Source organism: Pseudomonas sp. B21-017 (assembly GCF_024749245.1).
In the GTDB taxonomy this organism is placed as follows: domain Bacteria; phylum Pseudomonadota; class Gammaproteobacteria; order Pseudomonadales; family Pseudomonadaceae; genus Aquipseudomonas.
The window spans coordinates 3,629,283-3,650,794 of the sequence record NZ_CP087194.1; the positions used below are offsets into that span (position 1 = coordinate 3,629,283).

Sequence of the window (21,512 nt, forward strand, 5' to 3'; positions counted from 1 at the left end):
TTGGTACATCAGAGATTTTGGGGCTGCTTTGCAGCCCAACGGGGCGGTGCGGCGTTCCGACAAGCCCCCTCGCCACAGCCGTTAGAGCGCTTCTCGTGATGGTTTGCCATCGACCAAACGTTGGATGCGCAACGGATTGCCATTCTTCAACGCGTCCGGCAGCAGGCTGTCGGGGTAGTTCTGGAAGCACACCGGGCGCAGGAAACGGTCGATGGCCAGGGTGCCCACCGAGGTGCCGCGCGCATCGGAAGTCGCCGGATACGGCCCGCCATGGACCATCGAATCGCAGACTTCCACACCGGTCGGATAACCGTTGAGCAAGATCCGCCCGACCTTCTGCTCCAACAAGGGCGTCAGCTCGCCGAAGCGTTCGAAGTCCGCCGGCTCACCGATAATCGTTGCCGTGAGTTGCCCGTGCAGGCCGTTCAGCGCAGCACTGAGTTGCGCCTGATCCGCCACTTCAACAAACACCGTGGTCGGGCCGAACACTTCCTCTTGCAGCACTTCATCGCCATCGAGCAACAGACTCACATCCGCCTTGAACAATTGCGGCTGCGCCTGATTGCCTTGTTGCGGATTACCGGCCAAGTGCTCGATTTTCGGATGCGAAAGAAGCTTGTGCAGGCCTTTGCCATAGCTGCTCAAGGTGCCGGCGTTGAGCATGGTTTGCGCCGGCTGATCGCCGATCAGCCCGGCCACCTGCTGCACGAACGCACTGAACTGCGGCGAACGAATGCCGATCACCAGCCCCGGATTGGTACAGAACTGCCCGCAGCCCTGCACCACTGAAGCCGTGAGGTCACGGGCGATGCTTTCAGCACGAGTATCCAGCGCCTGCGGTAACACGATCACCGGGTTGATGCTCGACATCTCGGCGAACACCGGAATCGGCTGCGGCCGTGCCGCGGCCATGTCGCACAGCGCCCGACCGCCTTTCAGTGAACCGGTAAAACCGACCGCCTGAATCGCCGGGTGCTTGACCAGCGCTTCCCCTACTCCACCACCGTAGATCATGTTGAACACACCGGCGGGCATGGCGGTTTTTTCAGCGGCGCGAATCACCGCGTCGGCCACCCATTCAGCGGTTGCCATGTGGCCGCTGTGGGCCTTGAACACCACCGGGCAGCCGGCGGCCAAGGCCGAAGCGGTGTCACCGCCAGCCGTGGAAAACGCCAACGGAAAGTTACTCGCGCCAAACACCGCCACCGGCCCCAGGCCAATGCGGTACTGACGCAGGTCCGGACGCGGCAGTGGCTGGCGTTCCGGCAGCGCCAGATCGATCCGCGCGCCATAGAAATCACCACGCCGCAGCACCTTGGCGAACAGACGCATCTGGCCGCTGGTGCGCCCACGCTCACCTTGAATCCGCGCCGCCGGCAACGCGGTTTCGCGGCAGACCACGGCCACGAACTCATCGCCAAGGGCGTCCAGTTCATCGGCAATCGTGTCCAGAAATTGCGCACGGCGCTCGGCGCTCAGGCTGCGATAGGCCGGGTAAGCGGCGGCGGCAGCCTTCGCGGCGGCGTCGACTTCTGCAGCGGTGGCTTGGTAGAAATCGTGGGGCAAGGCCTCGCCGGTGCTGGCATCGGCGCTCTGCAGTTTGACGGTGCCGGCAGCGCTGCGCTGGCCGCCAATGTAGTTGTGACCAAGAATCCGGGTCATGGGTGTCTCCTTAAAGTGTGCCGACGGTGCCGGGTTCGAACGCTGCTTCAACCGGAGCGATGCCGTTGATCAAGGGGGCGCCGAACTCGGCCTGGCTGATCTCGAACACATCGCCCGGCCGGGTACGGATGCCGTCGGCGAAGGACAGGGTCGCGGTGCCGAAGAAGTGAATGTGCACATCGCCGGGGCGCAGGAACTGGCTGTATTTGAAATGGTGATACTCAAGGTTTTCCAGACTGTGGCACATGTTGGCTTCGCCACTGAGGAACTCGTTCTGCCACAGCACTTCGCCGTCGCGCAGAATGCGGCTGGTGCCCGCCAGGTGTTGTGGCAATTCGCCAACCCGAAGCTCCGGGCCATAGCTGCAACTGCGCAATTTCGAATGGGCCAGGTAAAGGTAATTTTTGCGTTCCATCACGTGATCGGAGAACTCATTGCCCACCGCGAAGCCGAGGCGATACGGTTTGCCGTCATGGCCAATGACATAGAGGCCGCTGAGCTCCGGCTCTTCCCCGGCATCCTCAGCAAAGGGCGGTAGCGGGAAAGGCTTGCCCGGTCGCACGACGATGCTGCCGTCGCCCTTGTAGAACCATTCCGGTTGCACGCCGGCCTGGCCGGCTGCAGGTTTACCGCCCTCCACACCCCACTTGAAGATGCGCATGGTGTCGGTCATCGCCGCTTCATCGCCGGCCTGCTGATGCATTTTGTCCCGAGCCGAGGCGCTGCCCAAATGGGTCAGGCCGGTGCCGCTGACCAGCATATGCGCCGGGTCCGGGTGATCCAGCGGCGGCAGGATGCGCAGCTTGGCCAGCAACTCGGCATAGTTGTGGCTGATGCCCAGCCCCAGGGTTTGAACCTGTCGCTCAAGAGTGGTGCCCGCCTCGATCGCCGCCAGCGCCAGATCCCGCACCGTGTGCGCATCCTGCACTTCACGCACCAGACCGTCTTCGACCACGCCGACGCGGCGTTCGCCATTACTCAATTCGAACTGAACTAAACGCATGAACCTTCTCCTGTTAATGCAGAACTTGTTGGCCAATCTCGCGTCAGGTACGGGTAGCACCGCGAGCACTTGCCGCGAACTGGTCGGCCGGCAGCACGTGCTTGCGTTCGAGCAGGCGATACACCACGCCGGTCAGGACCAGGCCGAACACCATCACGCAGGACAGGAAATACAGCCCCGACGCCAGGTTGCCGGTGTACTCCTTCAGCGCACCGATCACGAACGGGCCGATGTAGCCGCCGAGGTTGCCCACCGAATTGATCAACGCGATTCCTGCCGCCGCACTGGCGCCGGCGAAGAAGCGCCCCGGCAAGGTCCAGAACACCGCCGTGCAGGAAAACAGCGCGAATGCCACCAGGCACAGCGCCGCCAGTTGCAGCACCGGCACCGACAGCCAGGCGCTGAGGAACAGGCCGATGGCACCCAACACATACAGCACCGCCAGATGACCGTAGCGATCATTGAGGCGGTCGGAACTGCGCGGAATGATCAGCAAACCGATGATTCCGAAGATGTATGGCACCGATGACACGAACCCGGTCACCAGGTCTGTGCCACCGAACTGCTTGATCAGCGTCGGCAGCCACAAACCGAGGCCATAGATGCTCAAGGTCACTGGCAGATAGAACAGCGCCAGCAGCAACACCCGTTTGTCCTTCAGTGCATGCAACGGATTGCCGTGGCAGGTCTGGCCATACTCGGCGAGGTCTTTTTTTAGTTCCCCGGTCAGCCAGTCTTTCTCGGATTGATCCAGCCATTTCACTTGGTCCGGGCCGTCCGGCAAGTAGCGCAGCACCGGCCAGGTCAGCAGGATCGCTGGCGTACCGATAACGATGAACAGCCACTGCCAGCCGTGCAGGCCAAGCGTGCCGTCCATACCGAGCAAACCGCCGGACACCGGGCCGGTGATCATCATGGCGATGGGTTGGGAAAGGATGAACAGCCCGAGGATCTTGCCGCGATGGCGAATCGGGAACCATTGGGTGATGTAGTACAGCACGCCTGGAAAGAACCCGGCTTCGGCCGCGCCGAGCAGAAAACGCATCACATAGAAGCTGTTCGGGCCCTGGACGAACGCCATGCCGATGGTGATAGCGCCCCAGGTGACCATGATCCGCGCGAACCAGCGTCGGGCGCCGAAGCGGTCGAGCATCAGGTTGCTGGGGATCTCCAGCAGAAAGTAGCCAATGAAGAAAAGCCCGGCACCAAATCCGTAAGCCGCATCACCGATGCCGACGTCGGCGCCCATGTGCAGCTTGGCGAACCCCACGGCGGAGCGATCCACATAGGCGATCAGGTACAGCAGGATCAGGAAGGGAATCAGTTTCAACGTGATGCGACGGATAAGCCGCAATTCCTGGCTCATGAGTTCGGTCTCCGATTGTTGTTGTTATAGAACCTCGGGGGACGCCTCTCGCGGAAAACCATCAGGGCCATCCCTCCGTTGAAAACGACTATATAGTATTACTATTTAACCAACAACACTTCCAAACAGCCGAAATTGCGCTTATGTTACGCCACAGCTCGAACAATATAGTCATACAATAAGAGAACCGATCATGACTGATAAGAAACCCACCCTGCGCTCCGCCCAATGGTTTGGCACTGCCGACAAGAACGGCTTCATGTACCGCAGCTGGATGAAGAATCAGGGCATCGCCGACCATCAGTTCCACGGCAAGCCGATCATCGGCATTTGCAACACCTGGTCGGAACTGACCCCGTGCAACGCGCATTTCCGCCAGATCGCGGAGCACGTCAAACGCGGGGTGATCGAAGCCGGTGGCTTTCCTGTGGAATTCCCGGTGTTCTCCAACGGCGAATCGAACCTACGCCCCACCGCCATGCTCACCCGTAACCTGGCGAGCATGGACGTCGAGGAAGCCATTCGCGGCAACCCGATCGATGGCGTGGTACTGCTCACCGGTTGCGACAAAACCACTCCGGCGCTGCTGATGGGCGCGGCCAGTTGCGACGTGCCGGCGATCGTCGTCACCGGTGGGCCGATGCTCAACGGCAAGCACAAGGGCCAGGACATCGGTTCGGGCACGGTGGTGTGGCAGCTCAGCGAACAGGTCAAGGCTGGCACGATCACCCTTGATGATTTCCTCGCGGCCGAGGGTGGCATGTCCCGTTCCGCCGGGACCTGCAACACCATGGGCACCGCCTCGACCATGGCTTGCATGGCCGAAGCGCTGGGCACGTCCCTGCCCCACAACGCGGCGATTCCGGCAGTCGATGCGCGCCGTTATGTGTTGGCGCACATGTCGGGTATGCGTGCGGTGGAGATGGTTCGCGAAGATTTGAAGCTGTCGAAAATCCTCACCAAGGAAGCCTTCGAAAACGCCATCCGGGTGAACGCTGCCATCGGCGGTTCGACCAACGCGGTGATCCACCTGAAAGCCATCGCCGGACGCATCGGTGTCGAACTGGACCTGGACGACTGGACCCGCATCGGTCGCGGCATGCCGACCATTGTCGACCTGCAACCGTCCGGGCGCTTCCTAATGGAAGAGTTCTATTACGCCGGTGGCTTGCCTGCGGTGCTGCGTCGCCTGGGCGAAGCCAACCTGATTCCGAACCCGAACGCCCTCACCGTCAACGGCAAAACCCTCGGCGAGAACACCAAGGACGCGCCGATCTATGGTCAGGATGAAGTGATCCGCACCCTCGACAACCCGATCCGCGCCGACGGCGGCATCTGCGTGTTGCGCGGCAACCTGGCGCCACTGGGTGCGGTGCTCAAGCCTTCAGCCGCCAGTGCCGAGCTGATGCAACATCGCGGGCGCGCGGTGGTGTTCGAGAATTTCGACATGTACAAGGCGCGGATCAACGATCCGGAACTGGACGTGGACGCCAACTCGATTCTGGTAATGAAAAACTGCGGGCCGAAGGGTTATCCGGGCATGGCCGAAGTCGGCAACATGGGCTTGCCGGCCAAGCTGCTGGCCCAGGGTGTGACGGATATGGTACGGATTTCCGACGCACGCATGAGCGGCACGGCGTACGGAACCGTGGTCTTGCATGTGGCACCGGAAGCCGCCGCCGGCGGGCCTTTGGCGGCAGTGAAGGAAGGCGACTGGATCGAGCTCGATTGCGCCAGTGGACGTTTGCATCTGGACATTCCGGATGCCGAACTGGCCGCGCGCATGGCCGATCTGCAACCGCCACAACAGTTGCTGGTGGGCGGCTATCGCCAGCTGTACATCGACCATGTGCTGCAGGCGGATCAGGGCTGCGACTTCGACTTCCTCGTCGGTTGTCGTGGAGCCGAGGTGCCGCGTCACTCTCACTGACCCTCTGGATTCTGTAACCACAGTAGAACCTGTGGCGAGGGAGCTTGTCGGATCGCCGCACCGTCCCGTTGGGCTGCGAAGCGGCCCCAATACAGGCAGTCGCGATTTGTCAGGCAGACCGTGCCGGCCGATTTGCGACTGCTTCGCAGCCGAGCGGGACGGTGCGGCGATCCGACAAGCTCCCTCGCCACAATGATTGTGCCCGCCACGCCTGCTATCATGCGCAGCACCCCATCGCACAGGACCGCGCCGTTCCCCATGGATTACCGCAAACCCTCCGACCGCAAAAGCATGCACTCGCGCATCGTCCAGGAATTGGGCATGCAGATTGTCTCGGGACGCTTCAAACCGGACGACAAACTGCCCGCCGAAGCCCTGTTGTGCGAGGAATACGCGGTCAGCCGGCCAGTCCTGCGCGAAGCGACCCGAGTGCTGGTTGCCAAGGGCCTGGTGTATTCCCGTCCGCGAGTCGGCACCGTGGTCAAGCCGCGCCGGGAGTGGCACATGCTCGACCCGGACGTGCTGCACTGGCTGATGCAAAGCAGCCCGCAGAATGAGTTCTTCAGCCTGCTGACCAGCGTGCGCAGCATCATTGAACCGGCCGCTGCAGCCCTGGCCGCGCAGTTCGCCACCGACGCAGACATCGCCTCCATCGGTGAAGCCTACCAACGCATGGAGTCAGCACCGACGCCTGAAGCCTTGTTGCAGCCGGACCTGGATTTCCACAGCCGCATCGCCGACGCGACCCACAACGACCTGCTGGCGAACCTGTGCAACATGTTGTCGGTGGCGATTGCCGAAGCCTTGAAACACTCCAACCAACGGCCGAACCTGCATGAACTGGCGTTGCCTCGGCATAAGGCGATTCTCACGGCTATCGAGAATCGCGATGCGCTGGGTGCGCGGCATGCGACGCTGGTGCAACTGGACGATGCGCGTAATGCGCTGAATGTGGTGCTCGGCACCGATCCCGCATAACCACCACAATTCCCCTGGGCTCATTGCCACCACGTAGTCATCCCTTAGATCATCGAATTGTCGGATCTGCGGTATCCCGTTACCGCACATCCATTCCGGCCTCGCCTTACTTTGCGTGACTCAACCCATGCAAAGGATTGCATCATGCCGATACCTGCATCCCCCCCTGCCACGGCGGACATGACCGATATCATCGCGCACGCCGTCAGCGCCCGCTTCAGCTCCCGCCCCACCCTGCGCTCGGAAACCGCTCGCCTGCTCAAGGACGGCGTACTGGAAAAGTACCCGCAACTGGACTTCGACCCTGAGCGAACCAAAATCGCGCAGCCGATTCCCAACGGGGCCTGGCGCCTCACGTTACTGCTGGACTTGGTACTGGATTATCTGGCCAGCGGCACACCTGTCGCTTTCAGCGAGCGGTTCGGTCGTGCCTGCTTTCTGACCAACCGTGCGCCCGCGCAACTGACTGTCGGCAAAACCACATCACGCCTGCCTGATCTCCAGGTGATTGCGGGGGTCATCCTTGAGCTGCCCGACTTGCTGCACATCGGGCTCCAGGAATCGCTGACCCTTTACTGGAACCAGAAGGACGAGGCCGGCGTCAGCCGCTGGCAATGGCTGGGAAACTCGCTGGCCGGTGTCCTGCAGACATCCGCGACCCGCCTGTCGAAAAGCAACCCGGTACAGGCCGGGATTCTCGCGGAGCTGGCCAGCCACCCGGACAACCTGCAGCGTCTCCAGCAATCCTGGTCAAAAGGCCCGATACAAGCCTGCACCCTACAAACCACCCTGACCAACGGTGACGTCTCCATTACGCTGCAGGCCTCCGAGCTCCTGGTGACTTGTGGTGAAACCCATTTGTTGTGCAGCGTGACCGGCAAAATCGAGCCCTTCGCTTCCCTGGAAGCTTTCGGCCTGGCTTGGGGCGCACGGTTTCAGCGGGCATACAAAGCCGATGTCATCACCTGGAAGCGGTTTGAGCCGGACGGCAACATCTTTGACATTCAGGCTGCCCTGCTCCTGAACCGGCAACTGGAAGATCTGGCTGCGCTCAAATTGCCCGCCAGCCAGGGCCTGGGCGAGTTGGTGAAACACGTTGATGCGATCACCGAAGTCGCCACGCTGTTCATCGACAGCCAACCGGACGAGGCCGCTTTTCAACCGATACAGGCGTCGATTCCCAGGTGGTTGCAAGCGGCGACACCCACTGACCGCATGGCCTATCGCTAGCACGTCCTGGCCATGGCCAGCGTCAAGCAACAGACCCAGGGGCGCACCTTCAACGATGGCATCGACGACCTTCGTACGTTTGCCCGAAAAGCCTTGCACAAGCAGATGCAGGAAGATTATCCGCTGGCGCCCGGTTACAACTCCGACGAACTGGAACTGACCTTTCATGTACCCGTCGGTGACCTCGGCAGCGGCTACATCGAAACCGTCAAAATGACCCTGACCGAGCTGGCGATCAACAATCTCGCCGCAAAACCCAAGGGCCGCATGACTGTCCGTCACACGGGAGATCAACTGATTCAGCAGTGGACTACCGACGCCTACCTGCTGGACCTGGTGAGCCGGGTCAATGTCGGCCAGCACTATCCCGAACTGATCGAAACCTTGCTGCTCGGCGAGACCGACGACGCACGGGAGCGGGAACGATTGTTCGCGCTGGAACTGTCGGTTCATCTCCCCCTGCTGGCCCTCGAGCATTCGATCAAGGGTGAGCACGGGTTCACCCATCTGGGGTATCGCTATGTCGATGCGTTGATGAATCGCACCGCCGCCGAACGGGTCGTCAACGAACAGGCCGTGGTCATCCGGCCCCTGGCGTTCCAACGCAAGGACGGCGCCGACTGTGATGTGGCCGCCAACATGTTCATCATCGAGCCCAAAGACTTGCAGGCCTCTGGCCCGCATATCCTCTATCGCCCGTTGTACACCCCGTCACTGCAGCAATACGCCGCTCGCAGCGACTTGCTCAAAGCGATCGCGCAACAGGGCGCGCTGCAAACCAGCGTGCTGACCTGGCTCCCGGACCGCGCACGTCCGGTTTACGACAACAACGGTTTCAACGAACCGCATATCAACCACTTTCACATCGGCGACGAGTTCTCACCGCCCGACAAGCCGAAACCGGCGATTCTGGCAGGCGACGAAGCTGCGGCCCGGTGGCTCAGTGCAGTGGAGGAAGGTCGATTGCCGGCCAGCCTGTTCGCCAGCAACGCCCGGGCGCTGGCCGATCTGGCTGACAGGCAATCGGTGTCCAATGCCGAAAGCCGTTGGGCGATCATCCTTGAGGGTGGCTGGCTGGTCTTTAACAACCTGGTACTGCCACTGTTGCGCGGCCCGGCAATGCTGGTGGGCTGGATGCTGCAAATCACCCATAGCCTGATCAACGACCTGCCCGCACTGGACAGTGATGACCCAACTACCCGGAATCTGGCCTGGATCGATGTGCTCTTGAACATCGGCCTGCTCCTTTTGCATGTCGCACGAACTCAAGGTGAACGGCCTGCACTCGCGCCAGAGCGCATGGGCGAAGACGCTCCGGTGACCCTCGATCCGCTGCGCCGTCTGTTGCCACTGGACTTGCTGCATCCCGAGACAACCATCACTCAAGAAACACCCGGACTGCCCTCCGAACCGCCGGGCAGTGGCAATACGTTGCTGGATTTCAACCTGTCGACCGCTCGGGACTCGACCTCGGCGCGGCTGTTCAACAAGCTGCAGGCGGTCAAGGTTGCATGGCCCGCGTCTCTGCCAGAGCCTGTTGCAACCGGTCCGTTCAAGGGGCTGTACCGGATCGACAACAAATGGCACGTCACGGTCGCCGGCCTGCTGTTTCGCGTGAGTGTCGTGCCCGGTTTCGGTGAGGCCTACCTGGTGCATCCCGAGCATCCCGACCATCCGGGAATCAAGCTCAAAACCGATGGATACGGCCGGTGGACGCTGGATCAAGGGCTGAAACTGCTCGGCGGAGGACGTAACGCCAGGCGGGATGCCCTGCGCGAGAGCAAACAACAACGCATCAGCCTGCTGGAACTGAACCACCAGGAATTCTTGCAGCAACAGACGCAGGTGCAAAAACGCGTTGATATCGCGGAAAAGCTGATGGAGCTGAAAACAAACGACCCCGCCAGCAGCGAGCAGGATCGCACCACTTTTCGCCAACGGTTCGCAGACGAGCTGGACAAACAGAGCGAAACCTATGTCACGGCGCTTGCCGAAATCCGCGAAAAAAGCGCTCTGAGCAAATCCGATCCCGATCCAAACCTGCAGCGCAACTTGCTGGAGAATCTCATCAACAACGCGCGCAAACGTGTGGTCATCGCTGACCGGGAACGGGAAGCCATCAATCGAACTTACGCGGACTTGACCCGCGGTATCGAACACTTGCGCGAAGCAATCAAGGACAAGGGCAACGTCGTACTGGATCGATACTTCGAATTCATGCGCAGGACCTCCGAAGTCAACGAAACCATGATCAGGTTCTACGAAGAAACAGAGAGCCGACTTGCGGAGCTTAAACACCTGTCTCGCTTGGGCTTGGAGGACTGGAAACGGTTGACCGACAATCGCTCCGAGAATGAATTGACCGCTTTGCGAGTCAAATCCTACCAACTGAGCATCTTGCGTATTCTCAGCCTGAAGGAACTGGGTAGCGCCACCATGGCCCCACTCGAACGCGCACTCGATCCCCTGATGTTGCTGTCTCGCTCCCATTCCGAACTGCAAACTTCTCGCACTTATAACAATAGCGATCGGATCGCCGTTCTGGACAACCTGGTCGATCACTACCGCAAAGCACTGGACGGGCTTGAAAGTATCGGCATCTTCAATGCCGAAGAATTACAGCCGGCGGCCTTCAATCGCCTGCGAGAGATCATCGGTGAACTGCGCCTCGATGCCGAGCGACGTCTGGCCGACGACCTTCAAAATCTCCCGCAACCTTCGGTCTCCGAGCCCGGTCCGTCTTCACCCGGAGCCAGCAAGCCCCCGATCCAGCGCCCCTCTTCATGGGCCAGTCGCAAGCGGGTCATCAAAACCGCCAAGGGCACTCTGATCGGTGATATTCGCCCCCGCGTGGCTAACCAGGGCGGAGACATTGTTGATATCAACGGTCCACTCGAAGATGCACCACTGGCTTCGTTCCATGAACATGAACCGAATGTCTGGGTAGAAATGATCGAGGTCAGGCAGCCCGCACCCAAGGCCTCCGCGCACTCCTACGCACAGCTCAAAGGGGATGCCCGAAAGGCCATCGCCAATGTCGACAAGCAGGTAAGGAAAATCGAGGGTTACGCGCAACGCGCAAGCTCACCCAAGGAAATTGAAGAACAATTGCAACGCGAAGCACAAAAGCTGACCGGGTATGCCGAGGGTCTGGAACACCATGAGGCCCCCTCGCCAAACCGGGAACAAGATGCCTCGTTAATCCGCGATTTACGCGATCACGCGCGAGCCCTCGACAGTAAGGCATCGGAACTGCGCATCCGCATGACACTGGCCCAGCCCCCCAGCAGTGAGGGTGTGGAGTTTCTGTTACGGTGCAAGGAGGTTTACCCACGCATGATCGGTAATCGCGTACAACTGAAAACCGGACGTAAAGACTTCATGCAGGAGTACGTCCTGTTGAACAAAGACGATCAACCCTGGGGGTACGCACATTTTCACTATGAGCGCTTCGATGATGCCAAGACGCAATATACCCAGGCCCATCTGAAAACCAGGGAACAACGCTTCGAAACCTACGAATCGGCGATGGCCAAGGCTACAGATCCGAAACAGAAAATCGATATCCACCGCGGGATCATCAGCAAGGAACTGGCCAACAGTGCATTCCTGACGCTACAACCACGCTGAGTGATTCGGTCCCTGTCTAGTCCTGAAACAGGTGTAAACCTTATTCAGGACGAGACACCCCCATAAAAAAAGCCGCAACCTGAGTTGCGGCTTTTTGGGTCAGGCTGACGCCTAGTGAGCAAACAGCGAGTTGCCCTTCTGCCCCGCCAGTTTCTCTGGCTTGATCAGGAACCGCGCCAGCGCCGGCAGCAGCCACAACGCGCCAAACATGTTCCAGAGCAGCATGAAGGTCAGCATCAGGCCCATGTCGGCCTGGAACTTGATCGCCGAGAAGATCCAGGTGCACACGCCGATTGCCAGGCACAGACCGGTGAACAACACAGCTTTACCGGTGGATTTCAGCGTCTGGTAGTACGCCTCTTGCAGCGACAGACCGGCACGCAGGAAGCTTTCCAGGCGACTGTAGATGTAGATCCCGTAATCCACGCCGATCCCCACCCCGAGTGCCACCACTGGCAAGGTCGCCACTTTCACACCGATGCCCATGAACGCCATCAGTGCGTTGCCGAGCACCGAGGTCAGCACCAGCGGCAGCACGATGCACAAGGTCGCCGCCCAGGAACGGAAGGTGATCATGCACATGGTCGCGACGCAGATATACACCAGCACCAGAATCGTCAGTTCGGAACGCTTGATCACTTCGTTGGTGGCGGCCTCGATCCCGGCATTACCGGCGGCGAGGAGGAATTCCAGGCCTTCCTTGTTGTTGTCCTTGGCGAAGTCCTGCACCGCATGAACCGCGCGATCCAGGGTTTCGGCCTTGTGATCGTTGAGGAACACCAGCACCGGCGCCAAAGAGCAGTTGTTGTTGTACAGACCATCGGCACGGGCGATGGAGTTGTTCAACACGTCCGGATTGCGCGACAGGGTTTCCCATTTCAGGTTGCCCTCGTTCATGCCCTTGATCATTTGCTTGGACACGGTCACCAGCGAGATCGCCGACTGCACGCCCTCGGTGTTCTGCATCTTCCACATCAGCTCGTCGATCGGTGCCATGGCTTCATAGCGCGAGCACCCTTCAGGCTTGGTCTTGACCATTACCACCAGCACGTCGGAACTGGTGGAATAGTTGTTGATGATGAAGCTGTTGTCCTTGTTGTAACGCGAGTCCGGACGCAGTTCCGGCGCACCCTGGTCGAGGTCGCCGATTTTCAGGTTCTGGCTGTACCAAAGGCCACCGCCAAAGGCGATCAGCGCCAGGAGAATGGAGACCGGTGCGACTTTCGGGCTGGCAAAGTTCGCCAGCAGGCGCCAGAAGGGATGCTCGCGGTGCGCGTCTTTCTTGCTGCGGTCGACGGCGCGTTTGCTGATACCTACGTAGGAAATAGCTACCGGCAGCAGGATCAGGTTGGTGAATACGATCACCGCCACGCCGATGGACGCGCCGATGGCCAGTTCACGAATCACGCCGATGTCGATGATCAACAGCGTGATAAAGCCCACCGCATCCGCGAGGATCGCGATCATCCCCGGGAGGAACAACTGACGGAATGTTCGCCGCGCCGCAGTCAGTGCGTTGTCCGCCTCGCTGGACTGCAAGGCGATACCGTTGATTTTCTGCACGCCGTGGGAAATCCCGATGGCGAAGATCAGGAACGGCACCAGCATCGAGTACGGATCCAGCCCGAAGCCGAAAAAGTGCATCAAGCCGAGCTGCCAGACCACCGCCACCAGCGTCGTACTCAGTACTGCCACGGTGCTGCGCATGCAGTTGGTGAACCAGTACAGCAGGATCAGGGTGATGACGAAGGCGACGCCGAAGAACATCACCACCATGACCAGCCCATCGATCAGGTCGCCGACTTTCTTGGCGAACCCGACAATGTGGATCTTCACGTTAGGGTTCTGGGTTTCGAACTTGTTGCGGATCTTGTCTTCAAGTTCATGCGAGAACTTGCGGTAGTCCAGTGCCAGCAACTTGCCCTGGTCTTGCGGGTCCGGGTAGGACTCCAGCAGCGGGATGTCGACGATGCTCGACTTGAAGTCGTTGGCCACCAGCCGCCCGACTTGCCCGGACTTGAGCACGTTATTGCGCAGCAGGTCGAGGCTCTGCAGGGAGCCGTTATAGCTCTGGGGAATCACCTCACCACCGGCGAAGCCCTCCTCCGTCACCTCGGTCCAGCGCACGCTCGGGCTCCACAGCGACTTGAGGCCGGAACGGTCGACGCCGGAGATGTAGAACACCTCGTCGTTGATCTGGCGCAGGGTCTCCATGTACTCCTTGGAGAAGATGTCGCCATCGGTGGCTTCAACGGAAATCCGTACGGTGTTGCCCAGGTTCGCCAGATCGTTGCGGTGCTCCATCATCTTTTCAATGAACGGATGCTCGAGCGGGATCATTTTTTCGAAACTGGTGGACGGCCGGATCAGCGTCGCCTGCCAGAACAGGAAAATACTGACCAGCAGGCAGATGACGATCACCGCCGGGCGGTTGTTGAAGATCAGGCGCTCAAGAAACGTCGCCTTATCCTGATGAGGAGTGCTTAAGGATGTCATAGACCCGCCTTCTTATTATTTGCCCGGCTCATTTGGACGACCCGTTTGTGCCATTCTCTGCGCCCGTTGGCGAGGTGACGCGCACGCCGCCCTGGCCTGCCAGAATCAGATTACCGTTACCCGCCGCCGTGACCGACGAGACGGAAATGCGATCGGGACGGTTGAACACGCTGAAGGTTTCGCCGTCGTCGCTGCTGCGAATGACACTGCCACCATTGCCGACGATCACGATGGAACCGTCGTCGAGCAATGTGGCGCCGGACAGGCCGAATTCCAGCGCACCCCGTGCAGCCTTGAGTTCGACCTGCTCCCAGGTGGTGCCGAAATCCGTGGAGCGGTAGAGATTGCCCCGCAAGCCGTAGACCAGCAGCGTGGCCGGTTGCGCGGTGCCGATGACGCCGAACAGCGAGCCCTCGTAGGGGCCTTCAAGCTTTTCCCAGGTCTGCCCTTCATCGGCGGAACGGAACATGCTGCCCTGCTCGCCGACGATGAAAATGCCGGAATCCTTGACTGCAGCTATGGCGTTGAGGTGGTACTGGTCTTCGTTGGCCAGGCGATCGCTGACGTCTTCCCAGTTTTTGCCACCGTCGGTGGTTTCCAGCAAGGCACCGTAGGCGCCCACGGCAAAGCCGCTGTTGACGTCCTTGAACCAGACGTCGAGCAGCGGCGATTCGCGGCGCAGGTCTTCGAATTGCTTGGTCCAGGTGACACCACCGTCTTCACTGGCGAGGATCTGCGCGTCATGGCCGACGGCCCAACCGTGCTTGTCATCGACAAAAAATACCGCTGTCAGCAGTTGCCGGGTCGGCACCTTGGCTTGGGTCCAGGTCGCGCCCTGGTCATCGGAATAAAGAACGTGCCCGCGATCGCCGACCGCCACCAGGCGTTTGCCGGCATGCACGACATCGAGCATCAGGCCTTTGCTGGCCTTGGCGGATTCAATGGAATAGACCACGTCGGCGGTCGGCGCGGCAGCGGCCAGCACAGGGGCCGACAACACGGCACAACCCAACAGCGAGAGCGCTGTAGCCAGCAACGCGAACCTGCGTAACGCCGGCGGGCGGCAAATACTCACACCCATGACAGGCTCACTCATAGACCTTCCCCCATTATTATTGTTAGGTCATTCAACCTTTCAGGGCGCCGTAAGGGGGTGCTCACCGGGACTGCCCTATTCCAGAGCATAGTCCTGAAACCCGCAATCCAGAGCCCCTTCGGAAGCTGGGCTTATCCTATCGGGGTTTGGAAAGGTCTGACAATCGACGCCACGTTATGTTTTGTTAACCGGGGGGATATGGGGTGTGGGTGAATGGGGAGGCATTCGGAGCGGTGATTGGAGTCTGGGGTCTGGGGTACATATCCGTTTCTGCGGTAACGGCGGTTATTGGTTCCGCTCTTACAGCGGGTCACTTTGGAAAAGCGCCAAAGTAACCAAAGCGCTTTTGCCCCTTTCGTTCGGTGCCTCGCCCAGGCTCGGCATGCCCTCGCTCCGGTCCTGCTCCGTGGGCCCGCCGCCATCGGCCATCCATGGCCGGGGGCGGCTAACCCGGCATCCATGCCGGGTTGCCCACTACGCAGAACCTCCACTCGGCCTCTCGAGGGGGCGGTGCGTCAAAATCAAAAACAAGGCGGCCTACCGGCCGGCCTGATCTCAAGCGGACGCATTTCCCTGTAGGAGATGTCGAGCGAAGCGAGGCTGCGATCTTTTGATCTTGCATTTGCTTTGCTTTGCTTTGGCTTTGGCTTTGGATCTTGATCTACCCGCCCCTTCGGGAGGCTGAGCGCAGGTGTTCATCTGGGGATTGGCGCGCAGCGCCGTTCGACGCAGTCGAACCCATCGCATGTAGGTTGAAGCGAAGCCAACCGTAGGGCGATGCCCCCAGATGGATACCGGAACGAAGGAACGCCGAGCCTCAGCGAGGGGCCGGACGCTTGGGGCGTGAAGGGATCAACCACATAGGTAACAAAACAGTTCAGGCACATAGGTAACACCTGACTACTTACTTCTGATCACCTTGAGCGTTACATAGTCATCCTTGGCGTCTTTTTCATCAATGCGACCTAATACTACCGGCCCAAAAACGATGTCCCAAAGCCCTCCGTTTATGCTCTCCAACCCGACTATTTCATGCTTGAGTACATAGCCCACATAAATTCTGAGCCGGCCCTTGTTCACTACCCCGTTTGAATCCACTCGATAAGCTTCGACATGACTTGGGTATCTCATCTCCGGCAGCCTTTCCGGATAAGTTCGTGACGAACTTGTGTAACACGAGCCCGGTGTTTTCTGCCCGAGCGCCTCATGCACACGCTCATGATTGTAGTGCTGCATGAACAGATCGAAATGTTTCTGCTGCGCACCCCACTCGATCTCCGGCGGCCTTGGCAACGTGCTTTTAAGCGTGCGGTGCATGCGTTCATGCCGTCCGTTCTGCTCTGGTCGACCCGGCTGAATCCTTTCGTGGATGATCCCCAGACGGGCCCACCAGATGGACAACTGCGACAACCCAGCACGCCCACCGCTGGCGAAAGGAACACCGTTGTCGGTACGGATCCGCTCAGGCATTCCATACATCTTAAACAGCCGCTCGAAGGTTGCCTTGGCGTCCTTGAAAGTCGTGCTGGGCATGCTCTCACAAGCCAGTAGAAAGCGACTGGCGTGATCCATCACGGTCAGGGGGTAACACCAGGCACCGTCTCCCGTCAGGTATTGGCCTTTGTAATCGGCACTCCAGAGCTGGTTTGGAAAGTCGGCCTTCTGAAGCGGCTTGGGATAAATGGCGACACGCTGACGTAAACGCCGCGGCGTCACCAGCCCCGCCTTTTTCAGCACGTTGTAGATTGTGGTTTTAGAGGGCGGGGGCTGATCCGGAAATCGCTCACTTAGAGCTGTCTGAATCTTCTTCGGACCTGGAGTCGTTTGTCCTTGAACGCGTAGCTCAAGAATGGCTTCCTTGACTGCAAACGGCACGGCTTGAGCTTGGGAATGCCGCTTGCGACTGCACTCCATCAAGCCGTTAACGCTGTCCGCGTTGTAGCGCGCCACCCACTTGTAACCAGTTTTGCGACTGATGCTGTGAGCCGCACAGAGTTGACTGAAGTTGAGTCGACCGGACAGATAGTCGGCAATGAACATCACTTTCAGGTCCATAGGTTTCAGCTCTCGCCACGGCATGGTCAGATCCTCGGAATCGACCAGTGCCAGTTAAAAACTGTTACCTATGTGCTTGAACTGTTTTGTTACCTATGTGGGTGAGTCATACCGGCGAGACCTTTTGGGTACTTTTGGGGCGTTTGCCAAAAGTGCCTCGCCGTAAGGGCGAAACCCTAAGTAGCCGTTACCGCAGAAATGGATATGTACTCCATCAAAAATCCCGGTCGGCTATCAGGCCGCCATCGCGAGCAAGCCCGCCCCCACAAGGTCCGAGTGAACACTTGAGAGAGCAGGCAACCAGATCAGGCCAGGCTTTTGCTGACCACTTCGTACACGTCGCTGGACAGCTGCCCCGAAGCGAGAATCCGCTCCAGTTCGCCTTTCATCAACGCCTGACGGGCGCTGTCGTACTTACGCCAGCGGGTCAGCGGCGCCAGTTGGCGAGAAGCAATCTGCGGATTGAAGCCGTTGAGCTCAATCACCAGATCCGCCAGGAACCGATACCCGGAACCATCCGCCGCGTGGAAGTTGATCAGGTTCTGTCCGGCAAACGCGCCGACCAGTGCCCGCACCTTGTTCGGATTCTTGATGTTGAACGCCGGGTGTTGCATCAAGGCTTTGACCCGCGCCAGACCGCCGGGCAATACACTGCCGGCCTGAACGCTGAACCACTGATCCATGACCAGCGGATTGTCCTTGAAGTGTTCGGCGAAGCTCGCCAATGCCTTGGCTTTCTGCGCTTCGAACGGCGAATTCACCAACACGGCCAACGCGGTCAGGCGCTCGGTCATGTTGTCGCAGCTGTCGAACTGCTCAAGGGTTGCCGCCAATACTTCTGGCTTGTCGCTGAGCATCAGGTAGGACAACGCAATGTTCTGCAGGGCGCGGCGGGCGAAGTGCTCGGCCTCGGCCACATACGGAGTCTTCTTCGACAGATCGCGATTGGCTTGATAACGCAGCCACAGCGCTTCGAACAGCGTGTCCGCCAGTTGCTTGCGCGCAAATTCGCGAGCGGTGTGGATCGCTTCCACATCAGCCACTTCGCTGATTTCGGTCAGGTATGCCTCGCTTGGCAGCGAGAGCATTTCAGCGACCATCGCCTGATCCAGCGTCTCGTCGGACAGCACGGTACGCAGGGCTGCAACCAGACGCTGATCCAGCACCAGCGCTTCACCCTTCTGCTGCTGGGCGATCAACTCTTGCAGCACCTGCACCGACAACTGCTGGCCGGCATCCCAACGGTTGAAACCGTCGCTGTCGTGCTGCATCAGGAACATCAGTTGATCGCGGTCGTACGGGAAGCTCAGTTTCACCGGCGCCGAGAAGCCGCGCAGCAACGACGGCAGTGGTTTTTCAGCAATGTCGACGAAGGTGAAGGTCTGCTCGGCTTCAGTCACCGAGATCACCCGCGAAGTGCCTTGAGCACTGGCTTCACCGGACAGACGCAATGCAATTGCCGCGCCTTTCGAATCAAGCAGACCCAGCTCCACCGGAATCACGAACGGCAGCTTCTCAACCTTGTCCGGGGTTTCCGGGCAGCTCTGGCGGAAGGTCAGGCTGTAGGTTTTCGCCGTGGCGTCGTAGGACTCGCTCACCGCCAGACGCGGTGTGCCGGCCTGGCTGTACCAGCGCTTGAACTGGGTCAGGTCGACGCCATTGGCATCTTCCATGGCCTTGATGAAGTCGTCGCAGGTCACGGCCTGGCCGTCATGGCGTTCGAAGTACAGGTCGCTGCCTTTGCGGAAGCCATCGGCCCCGAGCAAGGTGTGGATCATGCCGACCACTTCCGAACCCTTTTCGTACACGGTCAGGGTGTAGAAGTTGGAAATCTCGATGAAGCTGTCCGGGCGTACGGCGTGAGCCATGGGGCCGGCGTCTTCGGCGAACTGGTGGGTGCGCAGGTACGCCACGTCCTGGATGCGCTTGACCGTGGCCGAGTTCATGTCGGCCGAGAACTCCGAATCGCGGAACACGGTGAAGCCTTCCTTGAGCGACAGCTGGAACCAGTCGCGGCAGGTCACGCGGTTGCCCGACCAGTTGTGGAAGTATTCGTGGGCGACAATCGCCTCGACCCGCTGGTGTGCGGCGTCGGTAGCGGTTTCGGCGCGGGCCAGCACAGCGCTGGAGTTGAAGATGTTGAGGCCTTTGTTTTCCATGGCGCCCATGTTGAAGTCGTTGACCGCAACGATCATGAAGATGTCCAGGTCGTACTCGCGACCGTAGACTTCTTCGTCCCAACGCATGGACTTCTTCAGGCTGTTCATGGCGTGCTGGCACTTGTCGATGTTTTCTGGCTCGACATAAATGCGCAGCGCCACGGAGCGCTCGGTCATGGTGGTGAAAGTGTCTTCGACACACCACAAGTCACCGGCCACCAACGCGAACAGATAGGCAGGCTTCTTGAATGGGTCTTCCCAGGTCGCCCAGTGGCGGCCGTCTTCGCCGGGACCGGAGGCAATCGGGTTGCCGTTGGACAGCAGCACCGGATAGCTGTGCTGCTCGGCGACCACCGTGGTGGTGAACGTGCTCATCACGTCCGGGCGGTCGAGGTAATAGGTGATCTTGCGGAAACCTTCGGCCTCGCACTGGGTGCAGAACATCGTGCCGGATTTGTACAGGCCTTCCAGGGCGGTGTTGGTTTCCGGGTGGATCCGGACGCTGGTGTCGACCGTGAAGCTTGTTGCGGTCGGGTGCAGGGTCAGATGGTTCTCGGTCAGTTGGTAGTCGGTGGCGCTCAGCTCCTGGTCGGCCAGGGTCACCGACAGCAGCTCGAGTTGCTGGCCGTCGAGCACCAATGGCGGCAGGCCCGGGCCACGCTCAGGGTTGCGGCGCATCACCAGTTGCGCATGGACCAGGCTGTGGTCCTCGAACAACTCGAAGGTCAGGTGCGTCTCGTCGATCAGGTACTCGGGCGCCTGATAGTCCTTCAGGTAAATCATCTTCGGTTGTTCGGTGCGCATGCTTGAGTCCTTACTGATGCACGGCGAGCTGGTAGGCCGTGTATTTACGAATATTGATCACGCCGGTGTCGAAAATCAGGTATTGACCCTTGATCCCCAACAGCGTGCCTTCGGCAATCGGGTTCTTGTCCAGGTTGAAGCTGACGATTTTGGCCGGGTACTGCTCGACCGGATAGCGGATTTCGAGCGGTTCGACATCGGTAATTGTCTGGATTGCTTGTAGGCCGAATCGTTCCTGCAAACTGTGCAAACCTTCGGCACAGCTTTCAAACAGCTGATCGCGAACCTGCGCCAGGTCCACCGACACCGCATCGCCCTTGAGCAAAGCACGCCAGTTGGTCTTGTCAGCGACTTGACTGCGGAACAGGTCTTCGACGAAGCCCGACTGCTGGCGGGTCGAGACGCGCACGATCGGCAAGGCCTGGCTGGCGCCCTGATCGAGCCAACGGGTCGGCAGTTGGGTGGCGCGGGTAATGCCGACCTTGATCCCCGACGAATTGGCCAGGTAAACCACATGGTCGGTCATGCAGAACTTTTCGCCCCACTCAGGCTCCCGACAGGTGCCAGCGTCGTAGTGGCAACGCTCCGGGCTCATGATGCAGATGTCGCACTGGGCCAGTTTGGTCATGCACGGGTAGCAGTAACCCTGGCTGAAACTGGTTTTGGTCTTGCGTCCGCAATGGGTGCAGTGGATCGCCCCCAGGTACTCCAGGCGCACCGTGGTGCCGATCAACGGATTGACCGGTACCTCGGCGTCGCCCAGACGAAAAGCGTACTGCACGTTCGGCCCGTCAAGGCGCGCCGACATTTTGCTGATTGCACCGCGGCCAATCTCGATCAATGGATGGCATCCGACTTGAACAGAATATTCGGCACTTCGATCGACTTCGACGCGCACTCCTGCGGGCCCATGTAGCCGGTGCGCTGTTCCTCGGGCAGGTTCTGGATTTCCCAGGCGATCATCGCTTGCAGGGACAGTTCGCGCTGCTCGGCGGTGAGTTTGCCACCGTCGGACCATTTGCCGATTTCCACCGCCAGTTTCAGGCTCTGGTAGATATCCGGGGTAATGTTTTTGATCATTTCGTTAAAAGAGGACATCAAGG

Annotated in this window: 13 protein-coding genes; 4 read left to right on the forward strand and 9 right to left on the reverse strand. The window is 59.8% G+C overall.

Annotated elements, in window-relative coordinates:
• Positions 1–81: 81 nt before the first annotated feature.
• Genes LOY28_RS16305 through LOY28_RS16315 form a run of 3 tightly spaced genes read right to left on the reverse strand, consistent with a single transcriptional unit; the run spans position 82 to position 4,031 of the window.
• Positions 82–1,662: an aldehyde dehydrogenase (NADP(+)) gene (locus LOY28_RS16305; protein ID WP_258612135.1), complete on the reverse strand. Its 1,581-nt coding sequence runs from the start codon at positions 1,660–1,662 to the stop codon at positions 82–84.
• 10 nt (positions 1,663–1,672) lie between these two features.
• The gene (gene araD1, locus LOY28_RS16310; protein WP_018926175.1) at positions 1,673–2,665 is read right to left on the reverse strand and encodes an AraD1 family protein; all 993 of its coding nucleotides are present in this window, start codon (positions 2,663–2,665) and stop codon (positions 1,673–1,675) included.
• Positions 2,666–2,708: 43 nt separating this feature from the next.
• Positions 2,709–4,031, reverse strand: coding sequence for an MFS transporter (locus LOY28_RS16315; protein WP_018926176.1), 1,323 nt, complete (start codon positions 4,029–4,031; stop codon positions 2,709–2,711).
• Positions 4,032–4,224: 193 nt separating this feature from the next.
• Here LOY28_RS16315 and LOY28_RS16320 point away from each other — a divergent pair, with 193 nt between their 5' ends.
• The 4 genes from LOY28_RS16320 to LOY28_RS16335 all read left to right on the forward strand — a co-directional run bounded on the left by LOY28_RS16320 (position 4,225) and on the right by LOY28_RS16335 (position 11,799).
• Entirely contained in the window at positions 4,225–5,961 is a 1,737-nt protein-coding gene (locus LOY28_RS16320) for an IlvD/Edd family dehydratase (RefSeq protein ID WP_018926177.1), read from the forward strand.
• Positions 5,962–6,219: 258 nt separating this feature from the next.
• Entirely contained in the window at positions 6,220–6,939 is a 720-nt protein-coding gene (locus LOY28_RS16325) for a FadR/GntR family transcriptional regulator (RefSeq protein ID WP_018926179.1), read from the forward strand.
• 144 nt (positions 6,940–7,083) lie between these two features.
• Positions 7,084–8,169 carry a hypothetical protein gene (locus LOY28_RS16330; RefSeq protein WP_258612136.1) on the forward strand — a complete coding sequence of 362 codons (1,086 nt, stop codon included), beginning with the start codon at positions 7,084–7,086 and terminating at the stop codon, positions 8,167–8,169.
• 12 nt (positions 8,170–8,181) lie between these two features.
• A complete protein-coding gene (locus tag LOY28_RS16335) occupies positions 8,182–11,799 on the forward strand; it encodes a dermonecrotic toxin domain-containing protein (protein WP_258612137.1) in 3,618 nt (1,205 codons plus the stop codon).
• A gap of 111 nt (positions 11,800–11,910) precedes the next feature.
• Here LOY28_RS16335 and LOY28_RS16340 read toward each other — a convergent pair whose 3' ends face one another.
• The 6 genes from LOY28_RS16340 to LOY28_RS16365 all read right to left on the reverse strand — a co-directional run bounded on the left by LOY28_RS16340 (position 11,911) and on the right by LOY28_RS16365 (position 21,507).
• Positions 11,911–14,295, reverse strand: coding sequence for an RND family transporter (locus LOY28_RS16340; protein ID WP_258612138.1), 2,385 nt, complete (start codon positions 14,293–14,295; stop codon positions 11,911–11,913).
• A gap of 28 nt (positions 14,296–14,323) precedes the next feature.
• Positions 14,324–15,391, reverse strand: a complete 1,068-nt coding sequence (locus LOY28_RS16345) for a YCF48-related protein (RefSeq protein ID WP_111453542.1) — start codon at positions 15,389–15,391, stop codon at positions 14,324–14,326.
• Between the two features lie 900 nt (positions 15,392–16,291).
• Positions 16,292–17,470 (reverse strand): integrase core domain-containing protein, encoded by a 1,179-nt coding sequence (locus LOY28_RS16350; RefSeq protein WP_086944034.1) that lies wholly within the window; start codon positions 17,468–17,470, stop codon positions 16,292–16,294.
• 281 nt (positions 17,471–17,751) lie between these two features.
• Complete coding sequence (gene pepN / locus LOY28_RS16355) at positions 17,752–20,409, reverse strand: aminopeptidase N (RefSeq protein ID WP_258612139.1); 2,658 nt, start codon at positions 20,407–20,409, stop codon at positions 17,752–17,754.
• A 10-nt stretch (positions 20,410–20,419) separates the two neighbouring features.
• Complete coding sequence (locus LOY28_RS16360) at positions 20,420–21,250, reverse strand: DUF2797 domain-containing protein (RefSeq protein ID WP_018929611.1); 831 nt, start codon at positions 21,248–21,250, stop codon at positions 20,420–20,422.
• Positions 21,247–21,507, reverse strand: coding sequence for a YeaC family protein (locus LOY28_RS16365; protein ID WP_007937782.1), 261 nt, complete (start codon positions 21,505–21,507; stop codon positions 21,247–21,249). The genes LOY28_RS16360 and LOY28_RS16365 overlap by 4 nt, the downstream gene beginning before the upstream one ends.
• Between the last annotated feature and the right edge of the window lie 5 nt (positions 21,508–21,512).

What these genes read in the sequence shown, in the direction of transcription:
- LOY28_RS16335 (WP_258612137.1), top strand. Translation starts at nt 8,182, where the DNA reads ATGGCCAGCGTCAAGCAACAGACCCAGGGGCGCACCTTCAACGATGGC.
- LOY28_RS16345 (WP_111453542.1), bottom strand. Translation starts at nt 15,391, where the DNA reads ATGAGTGAGCCTGTCATGGGTGTGAGTATTTGCCGCCCGCCGGCGTTA.
- LOY28_RS16320 (WP_018926177.1), top strand. Translation starts at nt 4,225, where the DNA reads ATGACTGATAAGAAACCCACCCTGCGCTCCGCCCAATGGTTTGGCACT.
- LOY28_RS16330 (WP_258612136.1), top strand. Translation starts at nt 7,084, where the DNA reads ATGCCGATACCTGCATCCCCCCCTGCCACGGCGGACATGACCGATATC.
- pepN (WP_258612139.1), bottom strand. Translation starts at nt 20,409, where the DNA reads ATGCGCACCGAACAACCGAAGATGATTTACCTGAAGGACTATCAGGCG.
- araD1 (WP_018926175.1), bottom strand. Translation starts at nt 2,665, where the DNA reads ATGCGTTTAGTTCAGTTCGAATTGAGTAATGGCGAACGCCGCGTCGGC.
- LOY28_RS16315 (WP_018926176.1), bottom strand. Translation starts at nt 4,031, where the DNA reads ATGAGCCAGGAATTGCGGCTTATCCGTCGCATCACGTTGAAACTGATT.
- LOY28_RS16325 (WP_018926179.1), top strand. Translation starts at nt 6,220, where the DNA reads ATGGATTACCGCAAACCCTCCGACCGCAAAAGCATGCACTCGCGCATC.
- LOY28_RS16365 (WP_007937782.1), bottom strand. Translation starts at nt 21,507, where the DNA reads ATGTCCTCTTTTAACGAAATGATCAAAAACATTACCCCGGATATCTAC.
- LOY28_RS16350 (WP_086944034.1), bottom strand. Translation starts at nt 17,470, where the DNA reads ATGCCGTGGCGAGAGCTGAAACCTATGGACCTGAAAGTGATGTTCATT.
- LOY28_RS16305 (WP_258612135.1), bottom strand. Translation starts at nt 1,662, where the DNA reads ATGACCCGGATTCTTGGTCACAACTACATTGGCGGCCAGCGCAGCGCT.
- LOY28_RS16340 (WP_258612138.1), bottom strand. Translation starts at nt 14,295, where the DNA reads ATGACATCCTTAAGCACTCCTCATCAGGATAAGGCGACGTTTCTTGAG.